This is a genomic window from Sphingomonas sp. S6 (assembly GCF_043498045.1).
Classification (GTDB): Bacteria; Pseudomonadota; Alphaproteobacteria; order Sphingomonadales; family Sphingomonadaceae; genus Sphingomonas.
Map to the genome: position 1 here is coordinate 26,628 of NZ_JBIEOE010000003.1, position 26,588 is coordinate 53,215.

Below are 26,588 nucleotides of genomic sequence, written 5' to 3' on the forward strand. Positions count from 1 at the left end.
GATGGCGCTCGTAACGCGGGCGGCGATCGTGTGGCGGGCAGCCTTGCTGCTGCTCGCCGCGAGTTGGATGCTCGCGCCCGCGACCGCGCAGACCTTTCCCAAGTTCACTGGCCTCGTCGTCGACGCCGCGAACGTGCTGCCGCCGGAGACGAAGGCCGCACTGACGCAGAAGCTGGAGGCGCTGCAGAAGGACACCAAGCGCCAGCTGGTCGTCGCGACCATCCCCGATCTGCAGGGCGATTCGATCGAGGACTATGGCTACAAGCTCGGTCGCAGCTGGGGCGTCGGCCTGCGCGACGTCAACAACGGCGCGATCCTCATCGTCGCACCGAACCAGCGCAAGGTCCGCATCGAAGTCGGCCGCGGACTAGAGCCGTTCATCACCGACGCCCTCTCCAGCGTCATCATCAATCAGGACGTCATTCCCCGCTTCAAGGCCGACGACATGCCCGGCGGCATTACCGCCGGCGTCGATGCGCTCGACAAGCAGCTGCGCGCCTCGCCGGAAGAGCAGCAGGCGCGGCTCGATGCCGCCGCGAAGCAATTTGACCAAATCCACCAGCGCTCCGCCGAACGCCGCAGCGGCGGTGGCGGCGTACCGTTCGGCCTGATCATCTGGGCGGTCATCCTGTTGTTCGTCCTGGTGCCGCTGATCATCGGTCGCCGACGCAGCGCCGGGCCGTGGGGCCGACGCTATGACGATGGCGGCGGCAGTGCGCTGCCTATCGTCCTGTGGGGCATCGCGAACGAGATCGGCCGCTCGTCCGGCGATCGTGGCGGCGGCTGGGGCGGCGGCGGATCGTCGGGCGGCAGCGACGGCAGCTGGGGCGGCGGTGGCTTCACCGGCGGCGGCGGCGGCGATTTCGGGGGCGGTGGCGCCTCGGGGGATTGGTGACATGCGCCTGACCCCCGCCGATGCCGCCCGCGTCGCCGCAGCGGTTGCTGAAGCCGAGCGCACCACCTCGGGCGAGATCGTCACGATCGTCGCACACCGATCCGACAAATACCACGACGTCGCGCTGCACTGGGCGGTGCTGGCGATGCTGTTCGTCCTCGCGCTGCTCGCGCTATGGCCGGGGATCGCGGTGACGCTCCACGGCCTCGTCGCCGATCCGTGGGACGGCGCGCCCGCGCCCGGTGGCCTGTTCACCGTCGCGCTCGTGCTGCTCGCCGCGACCTTCCTGGTCGTGCGCGTCGCGCTCGCCTGGATGCCGCTCCGCCTTGCGCTGACGCCCCGGCGTACCGCTGCGCGCCGCGTCCGCGCCCGTGCACTGATGCTGTTCCGCGCCAGCGCCGAGGCGCGCACCCGCGATGCGACCGGCGTGCTTCTCTATCTGTCGCTCGACGAACATCGCGCCGAACTGATCGCCGACGCCGCCATCCACTCGCGCGTCGCGCCCGAAGTCTGGGGCGCCGCCATGGCCGCGCTCATCACCGCGACGCGCGACGGCCGCCCGGGCGACGGCATGGCAGAGGCGATCCGCCAGATCGGCATCGTCCTCACCGAACACTTCCCGCCGCGCGCCGACGACACCAACGAACTGCCGGACCGCCTGATTCAGCTATGACGACCGATACGATGTGGCAGGGCAAATACCTGTCGGTCCGCAAGGCGGGCACCTGGGAATATGCCGAGCGCAACGGCGGCATCGGCGCCGCGGTGATCGTCGCGATCGACGGCGAGGGGCAATTGCTGCTCGTCGAACAATATCGCGTGCCGTTGGGCCGAACCTGCCTCGAACTCCCCGCCGGCCTGGTCGGCGACGAAAGCGCGGGCGAAAGCATCGCCACGGCGGCGCGCCGCGAGCTGGAAGAGGAAACCGGCTATCACGCAGAGGTCGTCGAAGAACGCGGCGAATATTTCTCCTCGCCCGGCATGACCTCGGAAAGCTTCACTTTGGTGCTGGCGACCGGCCTCACCCGCACCGGCGACGGCGGCGGCGATGCCGACGAGAACATCACCGTCCACCGCGTGCCGCTGGCCGCCGTCGAAGGCTTCGTCGCTGAGAAACGCCGCGCCGGCGTCGCGATCGACGCCAAGATGCTGCTGCTGCTCGGCAGCGGCATCGTCGCGGAAATGATGGGGCGGTAAGCCCCGCCGATACCGTCCTCCCAGCGAGGGCTGGGATCTCCCGATCACAGCACGACGCAAGAGCCGCGCAAGGCCCCAGCCTCCGCTGGGGCGACGCGCGATGGCGAGCAGCAACCCACCCCCAATCGTCATTCCCGCGAAGGCGGGAATCCAGACGCGCTACCGCCTCGGCTCAAGCCGCAACGTCACAGGTTATGGCTTCCCGCCTCCGCGGGAACGACGGCGTCGGTAAGAGCCCCGCCCTTACCGGAAATTATCCGCGTACGCCTGCAGCTTCAGCTTCCGCTCCGGCGCCGGGATCAGCTCGTAATCGAAGCCCTGCGCCTCGCAATAAGCGATCGCCGCCTCGGCGCTCGGGAAGCTCAGACGCACCTGTTCGCGCGTGTCGCCGCTGCCCGCCCAGCCGGTCAACGGATCGGGCTGCTTCGGCTCGGCCGGTTCGAACTCGAGGGCCCAGGTCTGCGTGCGGGCCTTGCCCGATTGCATGGCGTTCTTGGGGCGCTGGAAGATGCGGGCGGTAGGCATAGACGCCCCTTTAGCGCGTCCCGCCGCCCCGTGCATCCGCCTTTTTCGTCCGCAGCGTCGCGGTCGCCGCGGCGGGATCGTCGGGCCAGGGATGTTTGGGATAGCGCCCGCGCATCTCCTTCGCGACGGCCGTCCAGCTGCCCGCCCAGAAGCCCGGCAGGTCGCGCGTCGTCTGGATCGGCCGTCCGGCGGGCGAGGTCAGGCTCAGCACCAGCGGCACCCGCCCCGACCCGATACAGGGATGCTCCGCCAGCCCGAACAGCGCCTGGACGCGCAGCTCCAGCTTCGGGCCGCCGTCCGCGGCATAATCGATGGCATGCGTGCTGCCAGCCGGACTCGTGAACTCGGCGGGCGCCAGCCGGTCGATCTGCCGCATCGCGTCCCAGCCGATCAGCGTGCGCACCGCATCGGTCAGCGCCCCCGCCGGGATCGCGTCGAGCTTGCGCCGCCCCACGAGCAGCGCCGGCAACCATTCGTCGAGCCGTTCGACCAACATCGCTTCCAGCGGCACGCCGGCATAGTCCGCCCGCGCCTGCAGTGCCGCCGCCCCCGCGCTCCACGGCAGCAGCGCCAGCCCATGCGACCGCACGCCCTCCAGCAAGGCCGCGGCGATGGCATCCGGCTCCGCTCCCGCATCCGGCCCCGACGACAGCCGCAGCGCCCCCAGCCGCCGCTCGCGCAGCGTCACCACGCCGCCGCTCGCCGGGTCGAACGTCACCGTCCGCCGCGTCTCGATCCGGTCGGCGAACAGGCGCTCGATCGTCGCCAGCGCGATCGGCGCCGCGGCCAGGATCCGCGCACCCGATGCCGCCCCCTGCGTCTCCGCCACCGCCAGCCACGCATGCCGCGCCAGCGGCAGCGTCGGGTCGAGCCGGAACCCGCGCCCGCCCGCCGACGCCCATTGCTCGCCGCTCGCATCGCGCGCCTTCGCGATCCGATCGGGGAAAGCGAGCGCGATCGCCACCTCCACGCCCGCGCCATCGATGCGCAGCGGCTCGCCCACCGGCTTGCCCGCCAGCGCCGTCCACCGCTCCGCCAGCCTTCGCGCCGCGGTCGCCTTGGTCCCCCGGTCGCTCCGCCAGCGCCGCAGCCGCACGTCGAGGTCGGGATCGTTGCCGCCCAGCCCGCGCTCCGACAGCAGCACCGCCACCTCGGCGGCGAGCGCCCCCTGCCCCATCGCTCCCGCGCGCAGCAGCATATGCGCGAGGCGCGGCGGCATCGGCATCGCCGCGACCCGCCGCCCGTGCGCGGTCGGTCGCCCGTCACCATCGATCGCCTCGATCGCCGCCAGCCGTTCGCGCGCCTCCGCCACCGCCGCGGCGGGCGGCGGATCGAGCCACGCAAGGTCGCGCGGATCGCTTACCCCCCACAAAGCGCTCGCGAGCACCAGCCCCGAAAGATCCGCTTCCACTATCTCCGGCGGGTCGAATCGCGGCAGGCCGCCCGTGGCCGCCTCTTCCCACAGGCGATAGGCGACGCCCGGCCCCTGCCGCGCCGCACGCCCCGCGCGCTGCGTCACCGCCGCCTGGCTTGCGCGCTCGGTCACCAGCCGCGTCATCCCCGCCGCCCGGTCGTAGCGCGGCCGCCGCGCCAGTCCTGAATCGACGACGATGCGAATGCCGTCCAGCGTCAGGCTGGTCTCGGCGATCCCCGTCGCCAGCACCAGCTTGCGCGCGCCATCGGGTTCGGGCCGGATCGCCGCGCGCTGCGCCGCCGGCTCCATGCTGCCATGCAGATGATGCACCCGGATCGTCTCCGGCAGCCCCTCCAGCCGTTCCGCCGTCCGCTCGATCTCCGCGACGCCGGGCAGGAAGGCGAGCACACCGCCCTCCGCCTCGCGCAGCGCCTGCCGGATCGCGCTCGCCATCGCATCCTCGATCCGGCCGTCGCCGCTGCGCCCTAGATACCGCAGGGCGAGCGGATAGCTGCGCCCCTCGCTCTCGATCACGGGCGCCCCTAGTTCCTTGGCGCCCAGCAGGCTCGAAAAGCGCGCGCCGTCCAGCGTCGCCGACATCGCCACCAGCCGCAGATCAGGCCTCAGCGCGCCTTGCGCGTCCAGCGCCAGCGCCAGACCGAAATCGCCGTCCAGGCTGCGCTCATGCACCTCGTCGAACAGCACCGCCGACACGCCGGCAAGCTCGGGATCGGCCTGGATGCGCGCGACGAAGATGCCCTCGGTCACCACCGTCACCCGCGTCGCGGCGGAACGCTTGCTGTCCATCCGCGTCGCATAGCCATAGGTGCCGCCGGCGCTTTCCCCCGCCAGCGCCGCCATCCGCTCCGCCGCCGCGCGCGCCGCCAGTCGCCGCGGCGACAGCAGCAGCACCTCGCCCGTACACCAGTCCTCGCCTAGCAGCGCCGGCGCCACCGCGGTCGTCTTGCCCGCCCCCGGCGGCGCGACGAGCACGGCGTTGCTTCCGGTCCGCAACGCGGCGAGCAGGTCGGGCAAGACGGCGAAAATCGGCAGGTCGGTCACGATGCACGGTCCCTTGCCACGGATCGCCCCGCGACGCGACCATCACCGCCTGCTATGCTCCACGCCCGCGCGAACCGACGCGCGAAGGAGACATATGATGGGTCTGTTGGACGGCATCCTCGGCCAGATGGGCGACAATCCGATTCTCACCAACCTCGCCGAAAAGATCGGCCTTTCCCCCGAACAGGTTAGCCAGGCGATCGCCGCGCTCAGCGCCGCGCACGGCGAACCCGGCGACACGGTGGCCGGCGCCGCCGATTCGACCGGCCTGTCCCCCGACGTCCTGCAACAGATCCTCGGCCACCTCGGCGGCGAAGGCGCCCTCGCCAACATCGGCGGCCTGCTCGGCGGCGACGGCCAGGACGGCGCACTCGGCAATTTGGGCGGCATGCTGGGCGGCCTGTTCGGCAAATCCTGAGGGGGGCACCGGACGTCCCCCGTCACCCCGGGCTCGACCCGGGGTCCCGCTTCTCCCGCAGGCCGCCCCGACAAAGCGGGACCCCGGCTCTTCGGCCGGGGTGACGAGGGAGAGCGTCCGCCGCCCCATATTCTCCGTCACCCCGGACTCGGTCCGGGGTCCACTCCGCGGCGAGGGAGACGACCAGAGGCCCCAGCCTCCCCCTGCGGCCCGGTGGACCCCGGACCAAGTCCGGGGTGACCAAGTGGAGGGGGCACCCCATCAAGCGCGCCACCCGACACATCCCAAACCCCCGTCACCCCGGGCTTGATCCGGGGTCCCGCTTCTCCCGCGGGCCGACCCGACAAAGCGGGACCCCGGCTCTTCGGCCGGGGTGACGGGGGAATTGTTGCGAACGTCCCCCGCAACAGCCGCCACGACCGAGTGCATCGCCTCTCCAACAATCGATGCGCTAGTATCACGCACCGCCGCAGTGATACGGCCACCCCACAACCACCCGGACGAGACTATTGGGCGCCCATCACCACCACGGCCACGCGCACGACCATAACGGACACGGGCACGGCCACAGCCACGGCGGCCACGGCCATTCCCACGCCCCCGCATCGTTCGACCGCGCCTTCGCGATCGGCATCGCGCTCAACATCGCTTATGTCCTTGCCGAAGGCGCCGCCGGCCTGTGGACGGGATCGGTCGCACTGCTCGCCGACGCGGGCCACAATCTGTCCGACGTGCTCGGCCTCGCCGTCGCCTGGGGCGGCGCCGCGCTCGCGCGCAGCGCGCCCAGCAAGCGCTTCACCTATGGCCTGAAAGGCTCGACGATCCTCGCCGCGCTCGCCAACGCGCTGCTGCTGCTCGTCGCGTTGGGCGCGATCGTGCTGGAGGCGGTGCAGCGGATCGGCGACCCGCCGGTGCTCGCCGGCCTCACCGTATCGACCGTCGCGGGCATCGGCATCGCGGTCAACGCCTTCACCGCCTGGCTGTTCGCGCGCGGGCGCAAGCACGACATCAACGTCCGCGGCGCCTATCTCCACATGCTCAGCGACGCGGTCGTCTCCGCGGGCGTCGTCCTCGCCGGCCTCGCGATCTGGGCGACCGGCATTGGCTGGATCGATCCGATCGTCAGCCTCGTCATCGCCGCGCTGATCTTCTGGCAGACCTGGGGCCTGCTGCGCGAGACGGTCGAAATGAGCCTCTCCGCCGTGCCCCGCCACATCGATTATGACGCGGTCACCGCCGCGCTCGCCGCGCTGCCCGGCGTCGCGCGCGTGCACGACCTCCACATCTGGCCGATGTCGACCACCGAACCCGTCCTCACCGCGCACCTCGTCATGTCTGGGCGCTATCCGGGCGACGCTTTCCTCGTGGATGCGCGCGCGATGCTGCACGACCGCTTCGGCATCGGCCATACGACGTTGCAGGTCGAAACAGGCGGCGATTGCACCAGCTGTTGAGGGCGGCGATCCCTCCGCCACCCCCCGTCATTGCGAGCGCAGCGAAGCAATCCAGAGCCGGATCAGGACGCCCTGGATTGCGTCGCTGCGCTCGCAATGACGAATGGAGAAGACGGCGTTGGACGACGCCTGCGATAAGTCGCTGACCCAGCAGCGAAATCCCGGCGCTCTGTCCTACAGGCGCGCGCCCATGCTACCGGCAGCACGCCATTACAGCGCTCTGTCTCAGCCGTGCATCACCCTCATTTCGGAAACGATACCCCCATATCGTTTCGCGTAAGGTGTTCATGTTGTCTATGTTGCGGGCCGAAACCGCCGACGGCAAAGCCGCCGGCCGGGCGTCGGACAGGTTCGGCTAGGCCGACCCGCCGGCCGTGCCGGGCGCTGCTCGCTCTGCTCGCATCGGCGCGGGCGTGGCCGCGCCTGCGCCCGTCAGTACGCCCGGGCCACCGCGAATTCGACCGCCTCGATCATCGCGTCCTTGGCCTTCCCGTTCGGGAAATGCCCGATCGCATCGATCGCGCGCTGGCCGTAGTGCCGCGCCCGCGCCAGCGTGTCGTCGACCGCGCGCGTCTTGCGCACCAGGTCGATGGCGTGCGCGAAATCCTCGTCCGACGCGCGCCGTCCCTCGACCGCGTCCTTCCAGAACTTGCGGTCGGTCTCTTCGCCGCGCGCATAGGCCAGAATGACGGGCAGCGTCATCTTGCCCTCGCGGAAGTCGTCGCCCGCGTCCTTGCCCATCGTGCCCGCGTCCGACACGTAATCGATCGCATCGTCGACCAGCTGGAATGCGATGCCCAGGTATCGGCCGTACGCATCCAGCGCCAGCTCGTCCGCCTCGCTGCGCTCCGCGACCACCGCCGCAATCCGGCATGCGGCCGCGAACAGCGCCGCGGTCTTGGCGTTGATGATGTCGAGGTACCGGTCCTCGCCCAGGTCGATCCGCCGCGCCGCGGTCAGCTGGTTGACCTCGCCCTCCGCGATCACCGCGGATGCGTTGGACAGGATCTTCAGTACCTTCAGGCTGCCGTCCTCGACCATCAGTTCGAAGCTGCGGCTGAACAGGAAGTCGCCGACCAGCACGCTCGCGGGGTTGCCCCAGATCAGGTTCGCAGCCCGCTTGCCGCGCCGCATGTCCGATCCGTCGACCACATCGTCGTGCAGCAGCGTCGCGGTGTGGATGAACTCCACCGACGCCGCCAGCCGGTGGTGCCGCGTGCCGGTGTAGCCGATCAGCCGCGCGCTCGCGAGCGTCAGCATCGGCCGCATGCGCTTGCCGCCGCCCGCGATCAGATGCCCGGCGAGTTCGGGGATCAGCGGGATCTGCGACTGCATGCGATCCAGGATCACCGCGTTGACGGCGTTCATGTCGGCCGCGACCAGCTGGAGCATCGGCTCCAGCGACGGTTCGGGACGATCGAGGCGGTGGATGGTGGCGGTCATCTCGCCACGCGCTGTGGCCGCTGGCGCCCCCGAACGCAAGTCTTGCTCGCGCCCGCAACAACGCTCATGGGGATCGAACTTGACCATCGAAGGGGGCAACCGGTGAGCGACGACGTGCTGCAAGGCTATCGCAAGAGCATCGACAATATCGATGCCGCGCTCGTCCATCTGCTCGCCGAGCGGTTCAAGGTGACCCAGGCGGTCGGCCGGCACAAGGCGACCAGCGGGCTGCCCGCCGCCGATCCTGGTCGCGAGGAGCGCCAGATCGCCCGCCTGCGCCGCCTCGCCGAAGACGCCGAGCTCGATCCCGAATTCAGCGAGAAATTCCTGCGCTTCATCATCGACGAGGTGATCCGCCACCACGAACAGTTGCGCGGCTGACGGTCGCCAACCATCTGATCGACGTGTCCGTCCTCTCGTTCCTTGCCGCTCTGCCGCTCGCGCTCCAGTCCGCCACTGTGCCGGCAGACCCGCATGCGCCGATCATCGGCAATTGGCACAATCCCAAGAACACCGTCGCGGTGCGCACGGGCCGCTGTGGCCCGAACCTGTGCGGCTGGGTCATCCGCGCGTCGGACAAGGCGAAGGCCGACGTCGCGAACAAGGGCTATCCGCCGTTGATCGGCACCGCGCTGCTGCGGGGCTATCGCAACAATGGCAAGGGGCGCTGGGCCGGGCAGATCTACGTCCCCGACATGGGCCGCGTCTTCGGATCGACGGTGACGATGATCGACGCCGATACGTTGAACGTCAAAGGCTGCCTGATCGGCGGCTTCATCTGCAAATCGCAGATCTGGCGCCGGGAATCATGACCGCGCGCGGCGGGTTCATCGCGGTCGAGGGCGTCGACGGGTCGGGCAAGAGCGGCGTCGTCCGCGCGCTCGTCGCCGCGTTGCAGGCCGCGGGGCATGACGTCGTCGCCACCCGCGAACCCGGCGGCACGCCACAGGGCGAAGCGCTGCGGAGCCTGCTGCTCGCCGGTGACGATGCGGCATGGGAACCACGCGCCGAACTGCTGCTGATGACCGCCGCCCGCGTCCAGCACGCCGCGCACGTCATCCGCCCCGGCGTCGCCGCCGGCCGGATCGTCGTCTCGGACCGCTATGCCGGCTCGACGCTCGCCTATCAGGGCGCCGGCCGCGGCATGGCCGAAGCCCTGATCCGCGGCCTCCACACGACGATGCTCGACGACCTGTGGCCCGACCTGACGTTGGTCCTCGACCTTGATCCCGCGATCGGCCTCGCCCGCAGCCGCAAGCGCCTGTCGGACGAGGCGATCGACGAAGGCCGCTTCGAAAGCCTCGCCCTCCCCTTCCACCAGCGCATCCGCGCCTCGTTCCTGGCACAGGCCGCTGCGGCGCCCGACCGGCATGCGATCATCGACGCCGACGACACACCGGAGGCGGTACGGGAAAAGGCATGGCACGCGGTGCGGGACTTTATGGCGCGCGGCGACGGCCGCACCTGACCGGACCTCGGTGAGAGCGTTTCGGCCAGCCTCCCGTCGGTCACCGCCTATTTGATATTGATTCGCATTACGGGTCGCACTAGGTCGTCTTCCGGAAGGGGGAACGATGACACCGACCGTTTATGCGCCTGCCCGCACCGTCCCGAATGGCCCGAGCCCGCTTCCGGCCGCCGGGCAGACTGACCAAGCCTCTGTGGGACGGCCGGCATGATCGCGCTGCCAGCGGCCCTCGGCATCGCAGGCGGCATCGCCGGCGCAACGCTGCTGCGCCGCGCCTGGGCCGAGCGTCAGCGCGAGCGGCCAGACCTGATCGCGGCGGGCTGGGCAGTGATCGGCGGCACGATCCTGGTCGACGCCGCCTGGATCGGCTGGATCCGGGGCGGCGCGCTTGCCGTGGTCGCGGTCGGCATCGGTGCGCTGATCGTCCTCATCCGGGGTCGGACCGTTAAGGCAACGCGCGCGGCCCGCGCCACCGCCGCGCCGTGCGAGCCCGATGAACCCTCCCGGGCATGGCGCGGCGCACTGAAGGCGATACTGGCCGGACCGCTCGGGCTGGCGGCCGCCGTGGCCATCGCGTATTGCGCCGCCGCCTGGGTGCCCGGCGCGCCGCCCACCCGTGTCCTCATCGGCGGACTGACGATCCCCATCGTCTGGGCGCTGGCCATGATCTGGACGCTCGCCGACCCCCGCCTGATGCGGTCGCTTGCCATGATTGTCACCACGACGCTGACCGGCTTCGCGCTGGCCGCCTTGCAGGGCCCGGTATGACCAAAGCCGCCAAGACGGACGCGCCGCGCGGCTGGCCGCTGGCGCCGGGTACGGTCCGCGCCGTGCTGAACGGGCATGGCATCCTCGGCCTCGCCTTCGCCGCCCTCATCTATCTCGTCTGCCTGACAGGCACGCTCGCCGTCTTCGCCGGGGACATCGCGCGTTGGGAACAGCCCGGCGTACCCGTGGCGAACCAGCTTGCCCCCGGCGCGCTCGATCGCGCGGTCGGGGCCGCGCAGGCCAAGGGCCCGGCACAGGCGACGCTCTATCTGTCGCTGCCCTCCCCCGCCCAGGACGGCGCCAGCATCCTCGCGTATACGCCAGCCGAGCACCGCGACTGGGCCATCGCCCGCGACGGAACGCTGACCGAACGGCACACGCCATTCAGCGAATTTCTGATCGACCTCCACATCGCGCTCCACCTGCCGCGGACATGGGGCGGAATGCTCGTCGGGCTGACCGGTGTCGCGCTCCTGTCCGTCCTGATCTCGGGTATCCTCGCGCATCCACGGGTCTTCAAGGATGCCTTCAGCCTGCGGCGCGGCGGCGCGCGGCGCTTGCAGGAGGCGGACATGCACAACCGCCTCGGCACCTGGGCGCTGCCGTTCCACGTCACCATCGCGCTGACGGGTGCGATCTTGGGGCTGACCACGCTGATCGTCGGCGTGCTTGCCATGTTGCTCTACGGCGGCAACACCGCGCGGGTTTACGGCTTCTTCGTCGAGCCGCCGCCTGCGGCAAACGCCGCGGCCCAGCCCATGCCCGCACTCGCTCCGTTATTGCTGGAGGCCCGCCGCCGCAGCGACGGCGCCGCTCCACAACAGCTGATCATAGAACGCGCCGGCCGGGCCGATGCGCGCATCGCCATCACCTCGCGCCGCGACCGTCTGCTCGTGCCGCAGGACACGACCGTGTTCGACGCGCGCGGCCGGATGGTGACCGACCGCCATCCCGCAGACCTGCCCGCCGGCGTAAAGCTGCTGGGCGGGATCGGCCAGCTGCACTTCGGCTGGTTCGGCGGCTTGCCGGTGCGGCTCCTCTACGGTCTGTTGGGTCTGGCACTCTGCCTCGTCACGTCGAGTGGCGTGACGATCTGGCTCGCCCGCCGCCGCGACCGCGGCCGCGCCGTGCCGCTATGGGAGCGTCTGTGGACGGCGGTCGCCTGGGGCCAGCCCGTCGCGCTGGCGTTCACCGCCGCCGCCGCCCTCGTCCTGCCGACCTATGGCGACACCCTTATATGGCTATGGCTGGCCCTGACGTTCACCTTGCTGCTCGTCGCGGGGCTGTCCCGACGGTTCGGGGCGGCGGCCGGCTCGATCCGCGCGCGTCAGGCCGTGGGCGGCGCTCTCCTTGGGCTCGCCCTGTTCTACCTGTTCGTGCGTCCCGTCGACCTGTCGGGTCTGGGCGTGGAAGCCGCCCTGCTGCTCGGCGCCGCACTGCTGCTCCGGCGGCCCGCGACGCACCGCATCGCCTGACACGCGTCATCGAACGAACGGCAGCGCTGCGTGCGGCGCTGCCGTCCCAAACGATCAGGGCTGATAGGGCAGCGACGATTGGTGCAGGACGATGCGCACCTTGCCATCCTCGCACGCCTTGAACACGAAGCTCTTGTTCACGAAGATGTGGCTGTCGTCCTGGCCGATGAAATGTACGTTACACTGCACGATCGCCAGATCGCCGTGCAGGATGAAGTCCTCCTTGCTGTACCACACCTTGACCCAAGGCTTCAGCTTGAAGCCCTTGTCGTCGGGAAAGGCGTCGCTGCCACCCGTGAAATAGGCAAGCGCGCCCTCCTTGGTCGGGCGATAGGTCTGGGTGCCGAAGGTCAGCGTCGGCTTGAACAGAACCTTGCCATGATCATAGTCGTAATTGTCGCTCAGCACCCGTTCCGCCACGGCGCGCGGATCGCCGCCTTCGGCATGGGCCTTGCCGACAGCCACGACATTGTCGCACCACGTCTGCAAGGCCGCGTGGACCATCTCTTCGGTAAACATCGCATTCACTCCCGTTGAAAAATCTGCGGTCGGATCGCCGCCAGCCGCCGGCTGGGCTCGGTCGCTACGCCTGCGCCGAGGCCGGAGCGTCGACGCCCCGGGTCACGCCGACCATCACGGCGTCACGCTTTCGATCAGCCCCTGCAGGTCGACGTCGTGCAGCCCCACGGTCATCAGCGCCAAGGTACCCCGCAACTCTTCGGGATCGATGTTGCGCGTGACGAACACCATCCGCGTGCGCCGATCCGCCGATGGCCAGCGCTCGAGTTCGATGGGCGGGTGGAAGACGTGCTGCACCCCATGAACCACCACGGGCGCATCATGCCCGACGAGGTTCACGATGCCCTTCACGCGCAGCAGATCGGCGCCCTTGAACATGGTCAGCAGCCCGAGCCAGCGGTCGAAGGCGAGCGGCTCCAGCGGCGTATCGAACGTCAGGCAGGTTGCGCGGATACCGGCATCGTGCCGGTTCACGTCATGATGGTGATGGTGGTGATGGCCGGCATGCGCGGCCTCGTGCGCCAGCCAGCGATTCACGTCCTCGCTCTTGCTGGCAGGGTCCCATAGCCCCACGTCGAACAGCGATGCAGGATCCACTGCGCCATTGGTCACCGCGATGATCGGCGCGCCGGGGTTCAGCGCCGCCAGTCTGTCGCGGATCGCCTGCTGTGCGGTCTCGTCGGCGAGATCGGTCTTGGTCAGCAGCAGCCGGTCGGCGACGGCCGCCTGCTTCACCGCTTCCGGCTGCGCGTCCAGCGTCGCCATGCCCGCCGCCGCATCGACCGTCGCGATGACCGCGTCGAGCCGGTAGAGCGGCTCCAGCTGCGGATCGGTCATCAGCGTGTGCAGGATCGGTGCGGGGTCGGCCAGTCCGGTGGTTTCGATCACCACCCGGTCGAACCAGCACTCGCCGTCGCGCGCGAAACGCCACGGCGCGTCGCGTAGCGTCCGCGACAGGTCGCCGCGGATGGTGCAGCACAGGCAGCCGCCCATCATCTCGACGACCAGATCCTCGTTCGATCGGGCGATCAGTTCGTGATCCAGCCCGACCGCGCCGAACTCGTTGATGACGACCAATGCCCGCGCCATGCCGGGGGACCGAACCAGATGGTTCAAGACGGTCGTCTTGCCGCTGCCGAGAAAGCCCGTCAGCACCGACACAGGGATACGCGTGCACAGCCCCTCTGGAACGCTGCTCATGCCGCACGCCTCGCCGCGTCGGCGCCACGGCCGGCCGTCACCTGCATCGGTCCACGCGGTTTCATGATCATGATGTCACTGGACATCGTTGGGCATCTTTGGATAGGTCATGTTGTAACATATCACATTGGACCGTCATCATGGCAAGCCTCTCCCCATCCGACACCCGTCTGCCCGTGACCGTCCTGTCCGGCTTTCTCGGCGCGGGCAAGACGACGCTGCTGAACCATATCCTCGCCAATCGCGAAGGGCGGCGCGTGGCGGTGATCGTCAACGACATGTCGGAAGTGAACATCGACGCCGATCTGGTGCGCGGTGGAGAAGCGGCACTGTCGCGGTCGGAGGAAGCGTTGGTCGAAATGACCAATGGCTGCATCTGCTGCACGCTGCGCGACGACCTGCTCGCCGAAGTGCGCACGCTCGCCGAGGCCGGGCGGTTCGACTATCTGGTGATCGAATCGACCGGCATTTCCGAACCCCTGCCGGTCGCCACCACCTTCTCTTTCCGTGACGAGGACGGCGTCTCGCTGGGCGACGTCGCACGGCTGGATACGATGGTGACGGTGGTCGACGCCCTGAACCTGCTGGCCGATTATTCCAGCCAGGATTTCCTCGCCGATCGCGGCGAGAGCATGGGGGAAGAGGATACGCGCAGCCTCGTCGGCCTGCTGGTCGAACAGATCGAGTTCGCCGACGTCGTCATCGTCAACAAGGCCTCGTCCGTCTCCGCCGAGCAGCTGGCCACGGTCAAGAAGCTCGTCGCCAGCCTGAACGCCGATGCGGTGATCGTGACCGCCGACCACGCGCGCGTCGACCTCGACCTCGTGCTCGCGACCGGGCTGTTCGACGAAGAGAAAGCGGCGCGCCACCCGCTGTGGGCCAAGGAACTGTACGGCTATGCCCACCATCAGCCCGAGACCGAGGAATATGGGATCGAAAGCTTCGTCTATCGCGCCCGCGCGCCGTTCGATCCCGCGCGCTTCTACGCCTTCCTGACCGAGGGCGGGCTCGAGAATGTCGTGCGGGCCAAGGGGCATTTCTGGCTGGCGACGCGACCCGACTGGGTCGGCGAACTGGCGGTGGCGGGCAGCCAGACGACGACCGCACGGATGGGCCGCTGGTGGGCCGCGGTGCCCAAGCATCACTGGCCCGACGACGGCCGCTTCGAGGACTTCGTTGCCCAGCATTGGGACCACATCTGGGGCGACCGCCGACAGGAAATCGTATTCATAGGCATCACCATGGACGAACCCTCCCTCCGGCGCCGGCTCGACGCATGCCTCGTGTCCGCCACTGCCTTTACGCCGACGCTGTGGACGTCGCTGCCCGACCCCTTCCCGGCCTGGGGCGAGCGCCAGCTGGAGGCCTCCGTATGACGCCCGCCATACTCGAAGACGTCGTCGCCTTCGGTTACGATCGCACCTCGCTCGACGCGATCGCCCGCCCCAAAACAGCGCTGGCGATCTGGTGGCGTCCGCTCCCCGATGCGGTGAAGGCCGGACTGGCTTCGCTGAACCTCGACACGGTCGATGACGTCACGCTGGACGTCGATGCGGACGCTCGGCTCGATGACACGCTGCGCGACGCCGGCTATCCCGACGATATCGCCACCCCGCTTGCTGCGGACATCGGCCTCCTGCTCCGGCGACAGGCGGCGCTGACCGGTGATGATCGCCTGCGGCTGCGGCTCGAAGTGATCGAGACCGATGCGTGCCGGCGCTTCCATGCCGACTATGTCACGCTGCGGCTGCTGTGCACTTATGTCGGGCCGGGAACGCAATGGTGCCGCGCCGCGGCCGCGGATGCGATCTGCGAGGTGCCGACCGGCGCGGTGGGGGTCTTCAAAGGCCGGATGCTGCTCGATCCCCCGACCGTGCTCCACCGATCGCCACCCATCGCCGCCACGGGCGGACAGCGCCTGATCCTCGTGATCGACCCTATTCGTAGCAACGACGGAATGTAGCAGCAGCACGTCTGAATAGGCGCAACGCTCGGCACGCCAGACGAGCCCGGCCCGTCATGGCCAGACGATCAGAGCAAATTAAGAAGGCAGTTGCCAAATTTGGCGCACCCGACAGGATTCGAACCTGTGGCCTCTGCCTTCGGAGGGCAGCGCTCTATCCAGCTGAGCTACGGGTGCCTGGATGGCTCGCCTAGCAAAGGCGTCAGGGTTGCGCCAGTGGTTTATGGGACCTTGGCACGCTTGGGCGGCGGGGTCTTGGGCTTGTAGGCGCACAGGTCGGCGACGGGGCAGCGCCAGCATTCGGGTGTGCGCGCCTTGCAGATATAGCGGCCGTGCAGGATCAGCCAGTGATGCGCGTGCAGCCGAAATGGCTGCGGCGTCGCCTTGTCCAGTTTCAGTTCGACCGCGAGGGGGGTCTTGCCGCGGGCAAGGCCGGTGCGGTTGCCGACGCGGAAAATATGCGTGTCCACCGCGAAGGTTTCGGCGTCGAAGGCGACGTTGAGGACGACGTTCGCCGTCTTCCGGCCAACGCCGGGCAGCGCTTCCAGCGCTGCGCGATCATTCGGCACCTCGCTGTCGTGCTGCGCGATCAAGGCTTCCGACAGCGCGATGACGTTCTTCGCCTTGGTATTGAACAGGCCGATCGTCTTGATGTGCTGCTTCAGGCCGTCCTCGCCCAGCGCCACCATCTGTTCCGGCGTCTTCACCTCGGCGAAGAGCGCGCGCGTCGCCTTGTTGACGCCGGCATCGGTCGCCTGGGCGGACAGCACTACCGCGACGAGCAGTTGGAAGACGTTGCCCGATTCCAGTTCGGTTTCGGGATGCGGGTTCGCTTCCGCCAGACGGCGGTAAAATTCGAAGACGTCTGCCTTTTTCACAGGCCCCTCGCGATCACAGGCCGAGCACGTCGCCCATGCGATAACGGCCGGCGGGCTGGCCGGCGAGCCACAACGCGGCACGTACCGCGCCTTTGGCGAAGATGCCGCGATCCTGTGCCAGATGGGCGAGTTCGATCCGCTCGCCCTCGCTGGCGAAAATGACATTGTGATCGCCGACGATCGAACCGCCGCGGATGCTGGCCAGCCCGATCGTGCCCTCGGTCCGCGCACCCGTCAGCCCTGCACGGCCGTCGACGCGCAATTCGGACAGCGTCGTCCCCCGCCCGCTCGCCGCGGCCTCGCCAAGCAGGATCGCGGTGCCGGACGGAGCATCGACCTTGTGGCGGTGATGCGCTTCGACGATCTCGATATCCCAGTCGGTGCCGAGGCGCGCCGCTGCCTCGCGCACCAGCTGCGCGAGCAACGTGACACCAAGCGAGGTATTGCCCGTCTGGAGGACCGCGATGTCAGTCGCCGCGGCATCGATCATGGCGTGCTGGTCGATGCTGAGGCCCGTGGTGCCGATGACGATCGGCGTGCGCGTCGCCCGGGCGGCGGCGACATGCGCCTCCAGGGCGGCGGCGGTGGAGAAGTCGACCAGAACGTCGGATATTTTCGCGAGCGCGAGCGGATCGCCGCCGGCATCGACGCCGCCGGCCTGCCGCGCCCCCGCAGCCTCGATCTGCTCGGAGATCGCGCGGCCCATCCGACCGCTGCTGCCGTAGATGCCGATCGCGGTCATAGCGCCCCCGACAGGTCATGAGGGGCGCACGAACACGCAAGGTTCGCAGAGCGACGGCGGCGCGGGACACAGGTCATGCCGCCCGTCTGGCACAAGTCCGGCGCGCAGGACAGGTGGGAGCGATAAGGGACTGTTACGACTGGTTATTCGCCAGCGGCAGCGGCAGCGTCAGCGTGCTCACAGCATCAACGGCGGGCGCGGCCGGCGAGTGCCACGACCTTGCCGGTCATCGCCGGTTCGTGCCGCGCCTCACCGACGCGAAAGCGGCAGACCGCATCGGCCAGACGCTCCGCATCGGCGGCAAGATTGCGGGCGGCGGCGGTGGTTTCCTCCACCATCGCGGCATTCTGCTGCGTCATCGCATCCATCTCGCCGACCGCCGTGTTGATTTGGCTGAGCCCGCTGGCCTGCTGGCGCGCGGCGGACGCGATGTTGGCGACCGAACTGCTGATTTCGGCCATTTGCGTGATGATCCGCTGGAGCGCAGCGCCGGTTTCGGAGACGAGGCCGACACCATTATCGACCTGCAGCGTCGAGGCGGTGATCCGCGCCTTCACGTCGCGCGCCGCATCGGCCGATCGCTGCGCCAGCGCACGCACTTCGGAGGCGACGACGGCAAAGCCCTTGCCCGCATCGCCCGCGCGCGCCGCCTCGACACCGGCATTGAGCGCGAGCAGGTTCGTCTGGAAGGCGATGCCGTCGATGACGCTGATGATTTCGGAAATCTCGTTCGACGCGCGTTCGATTCCCGCCATCGCCTGCATGGCGCGTTCGACGACGACGCTCGATTCCTCCGCCGCGCGGTGTGCGCCGGCGACGATCGTCTCGGCCCGGCCGGCGGTGTCGGCGGTGACGCGCACGTTGCTGGTGATCTCGTCCATCGCCGCGGCGGTTTCTTCCAGGCTTGCCGCCTGACGCTCGGTGCGCAGCGACAGATCGTCCGCCGCGGTGCGAATGTCTCCGCAGCCCGACGCGAGGCCGTTGCCGACCGCGACCACCGTCTGGAGCGAATCCTGCATCGTCGCGGCGGCGCCGTTAAAGCTGGCGCGCAGCGGTTCGAACTCCGGATTGAACGCGGCCTCGATCCGCACCGTGAGGTCACCCCCGGCCAGGCGTTCGAGGCCCTCGCCGATCGCGTCGACGACCTGCGACGTCGCGGTCATGTCCTGCACCAGCACCAGAACCTCCGCCCCGCCGTCGATCGCCACCGGGATCAGCGTGACCAGCATGCGCACGACCTGGCCGTTACGCATGTTGAGCCATTCGAAACGGGCATGGCCGTCACGGATGGCCTGTGAGACCCGTTCGTTGACATGTTCGATCGTCGGACGCCCGTCGCCCTGTTCCGGCGCCGAGAAGACCACGGGATTCTGCCCGAGGATCGCGGCACGTGGCGCGCCATACACCTGCTCGGCAGCCGCGTTGCAGGCGACGAACTGGTTATCGCGCAACAGCATCATCGCGTCGGGCGAATGGCGGAAGACGGCGAGCGCAGTGCGCGCTTCGAGCGTATCGGAAGAGCGTTTGAAGAGCATGGTTAAACCGATATCGACCGTTTCTTAATTTGGGGTTGATCCGGATCGGCACTATCGCATCATCCGTGACGCGGTGGCACGACGACGTCGCCCATGGCGGCAGCCGTTGCCCGTCGATGCAGTCCAAGCTAGCCTGCCCCTATGTGGACCACCGTCCTGACAACTATCGCGATACTCATCCCCGCGCTCTACTGCCTCGCGAGGGCGATCAACGATCTGCGCGCGCGCCGCTATGGCTGGGGCCTGACGGGACTGTTCAGTGCAGCGCTGCTGCTCCTCACCCCCATTCCGACCAATGTCGTCAAGGTTGATCTGCCCATCTCCGGGCAGTGATCAATCGGTTTGCGACGGAAGTATTGCCCAGCCTTTCCAAGTGCACAGAGCTGCACCACCGCCCCGCCCCGGCGGGACAGCGTATCGCCCGCACCGCGCCGTCACGCGCGGTCGGCAATACCGCGCTGGCGATGGCCAATGACGACTGGTCGGAATTTTGACCGCGGGACGGTCGTGAGCCGATAGCGGGCCACCACCTTTCCGCCACCCGGTTCCGGCCCTATCCTGCGGGCCATGATCGCCATCCGCAACATCGTCGTCCTGACCGGCGCCGGCATTTCCGCCGAATCCGGCATCGCCACCTTCCGCGGGCCTGGTGGATTATGGGAAGGACACCGGGTCGAAGACGTCTGCACGCCAGAGGCGCTGGCGGCGGATCCGGCGCTGGTGCATCGCTTCTACGACCTGCGGCGGGCGGCGCTGGCGGAGGTCGCGCCTAATGCCGCGCATGTGGCGTTGGCGCGGTTGGATCGCGCGTGGACGGGCGAGTTGCTGATCGTGACGCAGAATGTCGACGATCTGCACGAGCGCGCCGGTGCGACGCGGTTGCTACACATGCATGGCGAGCTCCAATCGGCGCTGTGTGCGGTCTGCGGCATTCGCGAGGATTGGGACGGCGCGCTGCCGCCCGACACCGAATGCCCCAATTGCGGCGAGCCGGCGCTGCGGCCCGACATCGTGTTCTTCGGCGAGATGCCCTATCACATGGACCGGATCGAGGCGGCGCTGGCGGCGTGCGACCTGTTCGTGTCGATCGGCACGTCGGGCGCAGTCTATCCCGCCGCCGGCTTCGTGCAGATGGCGGATGCCTATGGTGCCGACACGCTGGAGCTGAACCTGGAGCGATCGGCGGGCAGCAGCTTCTTTGCCGAGACGCGGCTGGGGGCGGCGGGGGAGCTGGTGCCGGCATGGGTGGATGCGCTGCTGGCGGAGGCTGGCACGCCGGCTTGGAGATAGACCCGAGCGCACCTCATTCCTCCCCGCCAAGGGAGGTGGCACCGCATAGCGGTGACGGAGGGGGAGGATAGGACGCTGCCTGCCACGCCTTGCGGGCGGCGTCCCCGGCAGCGCGAAGGAAGCCCCTACTCGACCCAGTCGAGGCCGATGTCGCGGTAGATCTCGCGGTCTTCGTCCCAGCCGGGCTTGACCTTCACGTGCAGGTAGAGGTGGACGGGAACGCCCAGGATGCCGGCGAGTTCGGTGCGCGCACGGGCGCCGATGTCGCGGATGCGCACGCCGCCCTTGCCCAGCACGATCGCGCGCTGCGTCGGGCGTTCGACGAGGATCTGCTGGTGGATCTCGACCGATCCGTCCTCGCGCTCGCTATACTTTTCCGTCTCGACCGTGCTGGCGTAGGGCAATTCGGCGTGGAGCTGGAGGTAGAGCTGTTCGCGCGTCACCTCGCTGGCGAGCGCGCGTTCGGTGGCGTCGGAGACCTGATCCTCCGGATAGTGCCACGGCCCCTCCGGCATCGCGGCGGCGAGCGCGGACTTGAGCTCGGCGAGGCCGTCACCGGTCTGCGCCGACACGAACCACGTATCGGCGAAGTGCATCAGCGCGTTCAGTTTTTCAGCGTGGAGTAGCAGCTTTGGCTTGTCCGCGACGTCGACCTTGTTGAGGATCAGGATCTTCGGTTCGGGCCGGTCCTTCAGCGCCTCGGCGATCCGCTCCACCTTGGGGCCGATGCCGCCCTTGCCGTCGACCACCAGCGCGATCATGTCCGCGCCTTCGGTGCCGCTCCACGCGGCCGACACCATCGCGCGGTCGAGGCGGCGTTGCGGTTCGAAGATGCCGGGCGTGTCCACCAGCAGGATCTGCGCCGAGTCCTGGATCGCGACGCCGAGCAGCTTGGTGCGCGTCGTCTGCGCCTTGGGACTGACGATGGCGACCTTCTGGCCGACGAGGGCGTTGACGAGCGTGGACTTGCCCGCGTTGGGTGCGCCGACGACGGCGACGAGGCCGCAATGTTGGGTCTGGGTCATGGGGCTTCTTTGCGGCGCATCCGTCATATGGGCAAGTCGTGGAAATCCGGCGCCACCCGGACGCGGGGAAACGTCAGCCCGCCACCTTCGCCAGCAGCGCCTTCGCCGCCGCGGTTTCGGCGATCTGCTTGTTCGCGCCCGTCGCGGTGGCTTCCGCGAACGTCCCGATCTTCGCCTGCACCGTGAACCGTGGCGCGTGGTGCGGACCAGATCGGTCGACGACGACATATTCGGGCGCGCGGCGGCCGTGGGCCGCGGCCCATTCCTGCAGCGCCGATTTGGGATGCTGCGGCGCCTTGTCGCTGCGGCGGACGCGGTCGCCCCAGGCGGTGCGAACGAAGGTGCGCGCAGCATCCAGGCCAGCTTCGCGATACCAGGCGCCGATCAGCGCCTCCATCACGTCGCCCAGGATATTGTCGCTCTCATACGCCCCGTCATCGCGGGCTTGCTTGCCGAGCTTCAGATGCGCGCGGACGCCGATCGCACGGGCGACATCGGCACAGACCGCGCCGGTCACCAGCGCGTTGAGCCGCTTCGACAGGCTGCCTTCGGTCTCCTTGGGGAACAGCTCCCACAGCCATTCTGCCATGATGAGGCCGAGCACGCGGTCGCCGAGGAATTCGAGCCGCTCGTAATTCTCCGCCGCCTGGCTGCCATGTGTCAGCGCGCGCGCGAACGGGGCGGGATCGGCAGGTGCTCGGCCGAAGGTCTGCGCGATCCAGCTGGCGAGATCGGGGGTCAGAAGCCTTCTCCGATCCGGTTCCAGCGTGCGGCGGTGAACCAGCTGACGGGATTGAACCAGCGGTAGTTGCCGTTGGTCGAGAAGAAGGTGACGACCGCCTTGCCCTCGATCCGCTCCATCGGGATGTAGCCCATGCCGATCGGCGCGGGGAAACGGCTGTCGGCGCTGTCGTCGCGATTGTCGCCCATCAGGAACACGTCGCCTGCCGGCACGGTGTAGAGGCCGGTGTCGTCCGCCTGCGGGATGTCCGCTTGGTCGAGGACCATATAGCTCTTGCCGTTGGGCAGGGTCTCGCGGAACTGGGGGTAGCGGCAGATCGGCTGCCCCTTCGCATCGACATCGACAAAGGTCGCGCCGCACTTCTGCTCGTTGAAGTTCGCGGTCAGCGGCAGGACGAAGTCGGCGACGCGCTGCTTAGGCACCGGCACGCCGTTCAGGATCACCTGGCCGCGGCGCATCTGGATCGTGTCGCCGGGCAGGCCGATGACGCGCTTGATGACGTCATGATCGGCGTGCTCGGGATCGGTATCGCCCGGCGCGGGATCGGGCGAGCGGAACACGACGACGTCGCCGCGCGCGGGGTTGCGGCCGAGCAGACGGCCGGGGATCGGCGGGAAGCCGTACGGCAGCGACCAGCGTGAATAGCCGTAATTCCATTTCGTGACGAACAGATAGTCGCCGATCAGCAACCGCGGCAGCATCGATTCGCTGGGAATCGAGAACGGCGCGAAGATGAAGCTGCGCAGGATGAACACGGCGACCGCCAGCTTCACGAGGAAGCGGATCGTCTCGCTGGTTTCCGAGCGGGGCTTTACCGGCTTGGGGGTTGCGGGAACCACGGAGGGAGCTGGAGTATCGGCCATAGGAGCGGAGCTTTAGCCGCCCCCGTGCGTCCTCACCAGTCGTTCCGGTGTCGGCCGAAACGGGCTTGTCGCCCGGCGCAGGATCGATACGGGACGGTCACGACTTTCCCCTCCCCATGAAGGACGGACATATGAGCGACTGGTCTGCGATCGAAGCCCTGCCCTCCCCCAAGCTGATGGACCTGTTCGCCGAGGATGGCGACCGGCTGAAGGCGTTCAGCCTCGACGTCTCCGGTATCCATTTCGACTGGTCGAAGACGCATCTGACGCGCGAAGCGGTCGCGGCGTTCGAGACGCTGGCCAAGGCGAAGGACCTTGCCGGCAAGCGCGACGCGATGTTCGGCGGCCAACACGTCAACGTCACCGAAGATCGCCCGGTCGAGCACACCGCCGAACGCGGCGAGGGCAATCCCGAAAGCGTCGCCCGCGCCCGCCGTTTCCACGAGCGGATGCGCGCGCTGATCGACGCGATCGAGGCTGGCGCATTGGGCGACATCCGCCACGTCCTGCACATCGGCATCGGCGGCTCCGCGCTGGGGCCGGACCTGCTGGTCGATGCGCTCGGTCGCGAAGACAAGCGCTATGACGTCGCGATCGTTTCCAACGTCGACGGCGTGGCGCTGGAAGAGGCGATCAAGGATTTCGATCCGTCGGCGACGCTGCTCGTCATCGCATCCAAGACCTTCACCACCAAGGAAACCATGCTCAACGCCGAATCGGCGATGCAGTGGTTCAAGGAGCATGGCGTCGAGGATCCCTACGGCAAGGTGATCGCGCTGACTGCGGCACCCGACAAGGCGATGGAATGGGGCGTCGACGAAACCCGCATCTTGCCGTTCAGCGAGGGCGTCGGCGGCCGCTATTCTCTGTGGTCGTCGATCGGCTTCCCGGCGGCGGTGGCGCTGGGCTGGGGCGCGTTCGAGGAACTGCTGGAAGGCGCGGCCGAGATGGACCGTCACTTCCGCCTGACCGCGCTGCACGAGAATGCGCCCGCCCTCGCCGCCTTTGCCGACCTGTATTACACGCAGGTCCGCCATGCCGAAACGCGCGCGCCCTTCGCCTATGACGAGCGGCTGCGGCTGCTTCCGAGCTATCTCCAGCAGCTGGAAATGGAATCAAACGGCAAGGGTGTGACCGTCGACGGCGAGCCGGTTGGACGGCCGACCGCGGCGATCACCTGGGGCGGCGTCGGCACCGATGCGCAGCATGCAGTGTTCCAGCTGCTCCACCAGGGCACGCATCTCGTCCCCGTCGAATTCATCGCGGTGATCGAGCCTGGCGATACGCTGGCCGAGGATCACCACCGGCAGCTGCTGCTCAATGCCTTTGCGCAGGGCGCCGCCCTGATGAAGGGCAAGCAGGTAGACGACCCCGCGCGTTCGTACAGCGGCGACCGCCCGTCCTCGACGATCCTGCTCGACGTGCTCGACCCGCGCACGCTGGGCGCGCTGATCGCCTTTTACGAACACCGCGTGTTCGTGAACGGCGTGCTGCTCGGCATCAACAGCTTCGATCAGTTTGGCGTCGAGCTGGGCAAGGAAATGGCCAAGGCCGCCGACCAGGGCGGGCAGGAGTTCGACCCCTCGACCGAAGACCTGATCCGCCGCGCCGGTCTGGATTGAGCTCGGGCTAGACGCTATGTGTATGGCTCTGCGGAGCCATACACATGCGGACGAATATCGACATCGATGAAGCGCTGATGGCCAAGTTTATGGCTGCGCTGAATATCAGCAGTAAGAGCCAGGCGGTGAACGAAGCGCTACGTACGGCCCTGCGTTTGAAACAGCAGGAAGCGATGCGCGATTTGCGTGGGATCGGCTGGGACGGCGATCTCGACGATATGCGGACCAGCAAATACATCCCTGCTGAATGATCGTCGTCGATTCCAGCGTCTGGATCGACTATTTCCGGGGCGTCCAGTCTGTCCAGACGGCATATCTGGATGCCGCATTTGGACGCACGCCTGTGGTGGCTGGTGACCTGATCGTTGCCGAAGTTCTGCAAGGGTTCGGTGATGACCGGTCGTTCCAATTGGCGGAGGCACGCTTTTCGCTTACCGACCCCTCGTCATCAGCGACCACCGCGTCGCCGTGCAGGCCGCCCGCAATTACCGTCACTTACGGAGCATCGGCATCACCATCCGCAAGACGATCGACACGTTGATCGCGACGCGGTGCATCCTCGACCGGCTTCCCTTGTTATACAGCGATCGCGATTTCGACCCTTTCGTGCAGCATCTGGGCCTTCGCCCGGTGCTCGCCACCCCGGAGTAACATCATGCCCCAATACGACTACGACCTCTTCGTCATCGGCGCGGGGTCCGGTGGCACGCGCGCGAGCCGCGTCGCGGCGGCGCATGGCGCGCGCGTCGCGGTGGCCGAGGAATATCGCGTCGGCGGCACCTGCGTGATCCGCGGCTGCGTGCCCAAGAAATTGCTCGTCTACGGCGCGCATTTCGCCGAGGACCTGAAGGACGCCAAGCGCTTCGGCTGGCAGGTGCCCGATCAGTGCGACTTCGACTGGAAGACGCTGCGCGACAACGTGCTGGAGGAGGTCGACCGGATCAACGGCGCCTATACGCAGACGCTGGAAAACCACCATGTCGAGATCATCCACCAGCGCGCCACCGTCAGCGGCCCGCACAGCGTGCGGCTGGCCGACGGGACGGAGAAGACCGCCGAGCGCATCCTGATCGCGGTCGGCGCGCATCCCGCCGTCCCCGCCTGTCCCGGTGCCGAACACGGCATCACCAGCAACGAGGCCTTCCACCTCGATGCGATCCCCAAGCGAATCCTGATCGCGGGCGCGGGCTATATCGCCAATGAATTCGCTGGCATCTTCCACCAGTTCGGCGCGCACGTCATCATCATGAACCGCACGCAGGACATCCTGCGCGGTTACGACCTGTCGATCCGCGACCGCCTGCTCCAGATCAGCATGATGAAGGGGCTGGAGTTCAAGTTCGACGCCAATTTCGAACGCCTCGAAAAGGGCGAGGACGGCTGCCTGACCGTCCATATGTCGAACCACGAGCCGGTGACGGTCGACATGGTGATGTTCGCGACCGGTCGCGTGCCCAACACCGAAGGTCTCGGGCTCGAAGAAGCAGGCGTCGCGCTGGAAAAGGGCGCCGTCGTTGTCGACGAGCAGAACCGGTCGAGCGTCGATAGCATCTTCGCGATCGGCGACGTCACCAACCGCATCCAGCTGACCCCCGTGGCGATCCGCGAGGGCCAGGCGTTCGCCGACACCTTCTTCGGCAACAAGCCCACCACGGTCGATTACGCCAACATCCCGTCGGCCGTATTCAGCCATCCGCCGATGGCGGGCGTCGGCATGACCGAGAGCGAGGCGAAGCAGAAGCTGGGGTCGGTGGCGGTCTATTCGTCCGATTTCCGGCCGATGAAGAACGTGCTGGCCGGGCGCAACGAGCGCGCGCTGTACAAGATGGTCTGCGACGGCGTGTCTGGGAAGATCGTCGGGCTGCACATGATCGGACCGGACGTGCCGGAGATCCTGCAAGCGGCCGCGATCGCGGTAAAGGCAGGGCTGACCAAGGCGCAGTTCGACGACACGGTCGCGCTGCATCCGACGATGGCGGAAGAGCTGGTGTTGATGAAGTAACCCCCCGTCACCCCGGATTCGTTCCGGGGTCCGCCGGGCCGAGGGGGATGCCCAAAGCCTCCAGCCGTCCCCGCGCCGCGAAGCCAAC

At 68.3% G+C, this 26,588-nt stretch carries 30 protein-coding genes and 1 tRNA gene; 19 read left to right on the forward strand and 12 right to left on the reverse strand.

Annotation, left to right across the window (positions count from 1 at the left end; all coding sequences use genetic code 11):
• Position 1 precedes the first annotated feature (1 nt).
• From ACGVWT_RS05685 to ACGVWT_RS05695, 3 genes are read left to right on the forward strand one after another with little or no spacing between them, the layout of a single operon-like run.
• On the forward strand, positions 2-895 hold the full coding sequence (locus tag ACGVWT_RS05685) for a YgcG family protein (protein ID WP_315461698.1): 894 nt from the start codon (positions 2-4) through the stop codon (positions 893-895).
• A gap of 1 nt (position 896) precedes the next feature.
• The gene (locus ACGVWT_RS05690; RefSeq protein WP_315461699.1) at positions 897-1,568 is read left to right on the forward strand and encodes a TPM domain-containing protein; all 672 of its coding nucleotides are present in this window, start codon (positions 897-899) and stop codon (positions 1,566-1,568) included.
• Positions 1,565-2,092 carry an NUDIX hydrolase gene (locus tag ACGVWT_RS05695; protein WP_315461700.1) on the forward strand — a complete coding sequence of 176 codons (528 nt, stop codon included), beginning with the start codon at positions 1,565-1,567 and terminating at the stop codon, positions 2,090-2,092. The genes ACGVWT_RS05690 and ACGVWT_RS05695 overlap by 4 nt, the downstream gene beginning before the upstream one ends.
• 243 nt (positions 2,093-2,335) lie before the next feature.
• Here the strand turns inward: ACGVWT_RS05695 and ACGVWT_RS05700 are convergent, their stop codons facing one another.
• Positions 2,336-2,617, reverse strand: coding sequence for an ETC complex I subunit (locus ACGVWT_RS05700; protein WP_315461701.1), 282 nt, complete (start codon positions 2,615-2,617; stop codon positions 2,336-2,338).
• A gap of 10 nt (positions 2,618-2,627) precedes the next feature.
• Positions 2,628-5,093 carry an ATP-dependent helicase HrpB gene (hrpB, locus tag ACGVWT_RS05705; protein WP_315461702.1) on the reverse strand — a complete coding sequence of 822 codons (2,466 nt, stop codon included), beginning with the start codon at positions 5,091-5,093 and terminating at the stop codon, positions 2,628-2,630.
• 94 nt (positions 5,094-5,187) lie between these two features.
• Between hrpB and ACGVWT_RS05710 the strand changes: the two genes are divergently transcribed.
• Both ACGVWT_RS05710 and ACGVWT_RS05715 read left to right on the forward strand, forming a co-directional pair.
• Positions 5,188-5,511 carry a hypothetical protein gene (locus ACGVWT_RS05710; protein ID WP_116462530.1) on the forward strand — a complete coding sequence of 108 codons (324 nt, stop codon included), beginning with the start codon at positions 5,188-5,190 and terminating at the stop codon, positions 5,509-5,511.
• Positions 5,512-6,020: 509 nt separating this feature from the next.
• Positions 6,021-6,965 carry a cation diffusion facilitator family transporter gene (locus tag ACGVWT_RS05715; protein ID WP_315461703.1) on the forward strand — a complete coding sequence of 315 codons (945 nt, stop codon included), beginning with the start codon at positions 6,021-6,023 and terminating at the stop codon, positions 6,963-6,965.
• A 432-nt stretch (positions 6,966-7,397) separates the two neighbouring features.
• On the opposite strand, the gene ACGVWT_RS05720 is transcribed toward ACGVWT_RS05715, so the two are convergent.
• Complete coding sequence (locus ACGVWT_RS05720) at positions 7,398-8,408, reverse strand: polyprenyl synthetase family protein (RefSeq protein WP_315461704.1); 1,011 nt, start codon at positions 8,406-8,408, stop codon at positions 7,398-7,400.
• Positions 8,409-8,474: 66 nt separating this feature from the next.
• On the opposite strand from ACGVWT_RS05720, the gene ACGVWT_RS05725 reads away from it, so the two are divergent.
• From ACGVWT_RS05725 to ACGVWT_RS05745, 5 genes are all read left to right on the forward strand, one after another.
• On the forward strand, positions 8,475-8,789 hold the full coding sequence (locus ACGVWT_RS05725; RefSeq protein WP_315461705.1) for a chorismate mutase: 315 nt from the start codon (positions 8,475-8,477) through the stop codon (positions 8,787-8,789).
• Between the two features lie 23 nt (positions 8,790-8,812).
• A complete protein-coding gene (locus tag ACGVWT_RS05730) occupies positions 8,813-9,220 on the forward strand; it encodes a DUF2147 domain-containing protein (RefSeq protein WP_315461706.1) in 408 nt (135 codons plus the stop codon).
• A complete protein-coding gene (gene tmk, locus ACGVWT_RS05735; protein WP_315461707.1) occupies positions 9,217-9,876 on the forward strand; it encodes a dTMP kinase in 660 nt (219 codons plus the stop codon). The genes ACGVWT_RS05730 and tmk overlap by 4 nt, the downstream gene beginning before the upstream one ends.
• A 207-nt stretch (positions 9,877-10,083) precedes the next feature.
• Complete coding sequence (locus ACGVWT_RS05740; protein ID WP_315461708.1) at positions 10,084-10,644, forward strand: hypothetical protein; 561 nt, start codon at positions 10,084-10,086, stop codon at positions 10,642-10,644.
• Positions 10,641-12,119 carry a PepSY domain-containing protein gene (locus tag ACGVWT_RS05745; RefSeq protein ID WP_315461709.1) on the forward strand — a complete coding sequence of 493 codons (1,479 nt, stop codon included), beginning with the start codon at positions 10,641-10,643 and terminating at the stop codon, positions 12,117-12,119. Before ACGVWT_RS05740 ends, ACGVWT_RS05745 begins: the two co-directional genes overlap by 4 nt.
• A gap of 54 nt (positions 12,120-12,173) precedes the next feature.
• On the opposite strand, the gene ACGVWT_RS05750 is transcribed toward ACGVWT_RS05745, so the two are convergent.
• Together ACGVWT_RS05750 and ACGVWT_RS05755 are read right to left on the reverse strand one after the other, a co-directional pair.
• Positions 12,174-12,638: a hypothetical protein gene (locus ACGVWT_RS05750; RefSeq protein ID WP_315461710.1), complete on the reverse strand. Its 465-nt coding sequence runs from the start codon at positions 12,636-12,638 to the stop codon at positions 12,174-12,176.
• A gap of 114 nt (positions 12,639-12,752) precedes the next feature.
• Positions 12,753-13,838 carry a GTP-binding protein gene (locus ACGVWT_RS05755; protein WP_315461711.1) on the reverse strand — a complete coding sequence of 362 codons (1,086 nt, stop codon included), beginning with the start codon at positions 13,836-13,838 and terminating at the stop codon, positions 12,753-12,755.
• 140 nt (positions 13,839-13,978) lie between these two features.
• On the opposite strand from ACGVWT_RS05755, the gene ACGVWT_RS05760 reads away from it, so the two are divergent.
• Both ACGVWT_RS05760 and ACGVWT_RS05765 read left to right on the forward strand, forming a co-directional pair.
• Complete coding sequence (locus tag ACGVWT_RS05760) at positions 13,979-15,214, forward strand: GTP-binding protein (RefSeq protein ID WP_315461712.1); 1,236 nt, start codon at positions 13,979-13,981, stop codon at positions 15,212-15,214.
• Complete coding sequence (locus tag ACGVWT_RS05765; RefSeq protein WP_315461713.1) at positions 15,211-15,801, forward strand: DUF1826 domain-containing protein; 591 nt, start codon at positions 15,211-15,213, stop codon at positions 15,799-15,801. The genes ACGVWT_RS05760 and ACGVWT_RS05765 overlap by 4 nt, the downstream gene beginning before the upstream one ends.
• 100 nt (positions 15,802-15,901) lie before the next feature.
• Here the strand turns inward: ACGVWT_RS05765 and ACGVWT_RS05770 are convergent.
• The 4 genes from ACGVWT_RS05770 to ACGVWT_RS05785 form a co-directional block, all read right to left on the reverse strand.
• Positions 15,902-15,978: transfer RNA gene (locus ACGVWT_RS05770), tRNA-Arg, on the reverse strand.
• A gap of 44 nt (positions 15,979-16,022) precedes the next feature.
• Positions 16,023-16,679, reverse strand: a complete 657-nt coding sequence (gene nth / locus ACGVWT_RS05775) for an endonuclease III (protein WP_315461714.1) — start codon at positions 16,677-16,679, stop codon at positions 16,023-16,025.
• 13 nt (positions 16,680-16,692) lie between these two features.
• Positions 16,693-17,421, reverse strand: a complete 729-nt coding sequence (dapB, locus tag ACGVWT_RS05780; protein WP_315461715.1) for a 4-hydroxy-tetrahydrodipicolinate reductase — start codon at positions 17,419-17,421, stop codon at positions 16,693-16,695.
• Positions 17,422-17,606: 185 nt separating this feature from the next.
• A complete protein-coding gene (locus ACGVWT_RS05785) occupies positions 17,607-18,956 on the reverse strand; it encodes a methyl-accepting chemotaxis protein (RefSeq protein ID WP_116462544.1) in 1,350 nt (449 codons plus the stop codon).
• Between the two features lie 141 nt (positions 18,957-19,097).
• On the opposite strand from ACGVWT_RS05785, the gene ACGVWT_RS05790 reads away from it, so the two are divergent.
• From ACGVWT_RS05790 to ACGVWT_RS05800, 3 genes are all read left to right on the forward strand, one after another.
• The gene (locus tag ACGVWT_RS05790; protein WP_315461716.1) at positions 19,098-19,289 is read left to right on the forward strand and encodes a hypothetical protein; all 192 of its coding nucleotides are present in this window, start codon (positions 19,098-19,100) and stop codon (positions 19,287-19,289) included.
• Between the two features lie 23 nt (positions 19,290-19,312).
• The gene (locus tag ACGVWT_RS05795) at positions 19,313-19,450 is read left to right on the forward strand and encodes a hypothetical protein (RefSeq protein WP_315461717.1); all 138 of its coding nucleotides are present in this window, start codon (positions 19,313-19,315) and stop codon (positions 19,448-19,450) included.
• A 73-nt stretch (positions 19,451-19,523) separates the two neighbouring features.
• The gene (locus ACGVWT_RS05800) at positions 19,524-20,246 is read left to right on the forward strand and encodes an NAD-dependent deacylase (RefSeq protein WP_315461718.1); all 723 of its coding nucleotides are present in this window, start codon (positions 19,524-19,526) and stop codon (positions 20,244-20,246) included.
• A gap of 125 nt (positions 20,247-20,371) precedes the next feature.
• Here ACGVWT_RS05800 and era read toward each other — a convergent pair whose 3' ends face one another.
• The 3 genes from era to lepB form a co-directional block, all read right to left on the reverse strand.
• Positions 20,372-21,271: a GTPase Era gene (gene era, locus ACGVWT_RS05805; RefSeq protein WP_315461719.1), complete on the reverse strand. Its 900-nt coding sequence runs from the start codon at positions 21,269-21,271 to the stop codon at positions 20,372-20,374.
• A gap of 73 nt (positions 21,272-21,344) precedes the next feature.
• On the reverse strand, positions 21,345-22,013 hold the full coding sequence (gene rnc / locus ACGVWT_RS05810; RefSeq protein WP_116462591.1) for a ribonuclease III: 669 nt from the start codon (positions 22,011-22,013) through the stop codon (positions 21,345-21,347).
• Complete coding sequence (gene lepB, locus ACGVWT_RS05815) at positions 22,010-22,876, reverse strand: signal peptidase I (protein ID WP_315461720.1); 867 nt, start codon at positions 22,874-22,876, stop codon at positions 22,010-22,012. Before lepB ends, rnc begins: the two co-directional genes overlap by 4 nt.
• Positions 22,877-23,007: 131 nt before the next feature.
• Here lepB and pgi point away from each other — a divergent pair, with 131 nt between their 5' ends.
• The 4 genes from pgi (at position 23,008) to gorA (ending at position 26,500) form a co-directional block, all read left to right on the forward strand.
• The gene (pgi, locus tag ACGVWT_RS05820) at positions 23,008-24,498 is read left to right on the forward strand and encodes a glucose-6-phosphate isomerase (RefSeq protein ID WP_315461721.1); all 1,491 of its coding nucleotides are present in this window, start codon (positions 23,008-23,010) and stop codon (positions 24,496-24,498) included.
• Between the two features lie 44 nt (positions 24,499-24,542).
• Entirely contained in the window at positions 24,543-24,749 is a 207-nt protein-coding gene (locus ACGVWT_RS05825) for a type II toxin-antitoxin system VapB family antitoxin (RefSeq protein ID WP_294212041.1), read from the forward strand.
• A gap of 217 nt (positions 24,750-24,966) precedes the next feature.
• Positions 24,967-25,149, forward strand: coding sequence for a hypothetical protein (locus ACGVWT_RS05830; RefSeq protein ID WP_315461722.1), 183 nt, complete (start codon positions 24,967-24,969; stop codon positions 25,147-25,149).
• A gap of 4 nt (positions 25,150-25,153) precedes the next feature.
• Entirely contained in the window at positions 25,154-26,500 is a 1,347-nt protein-coding gene (gene gorA / locus ACGVWT_RS05835) for a glutathione-disulfide reductase (RefSeq protein ID WP_315461723.1), read from the forward strand.
• Positions 26,501-26,588 lie beyond the last annotated feature (88 nt).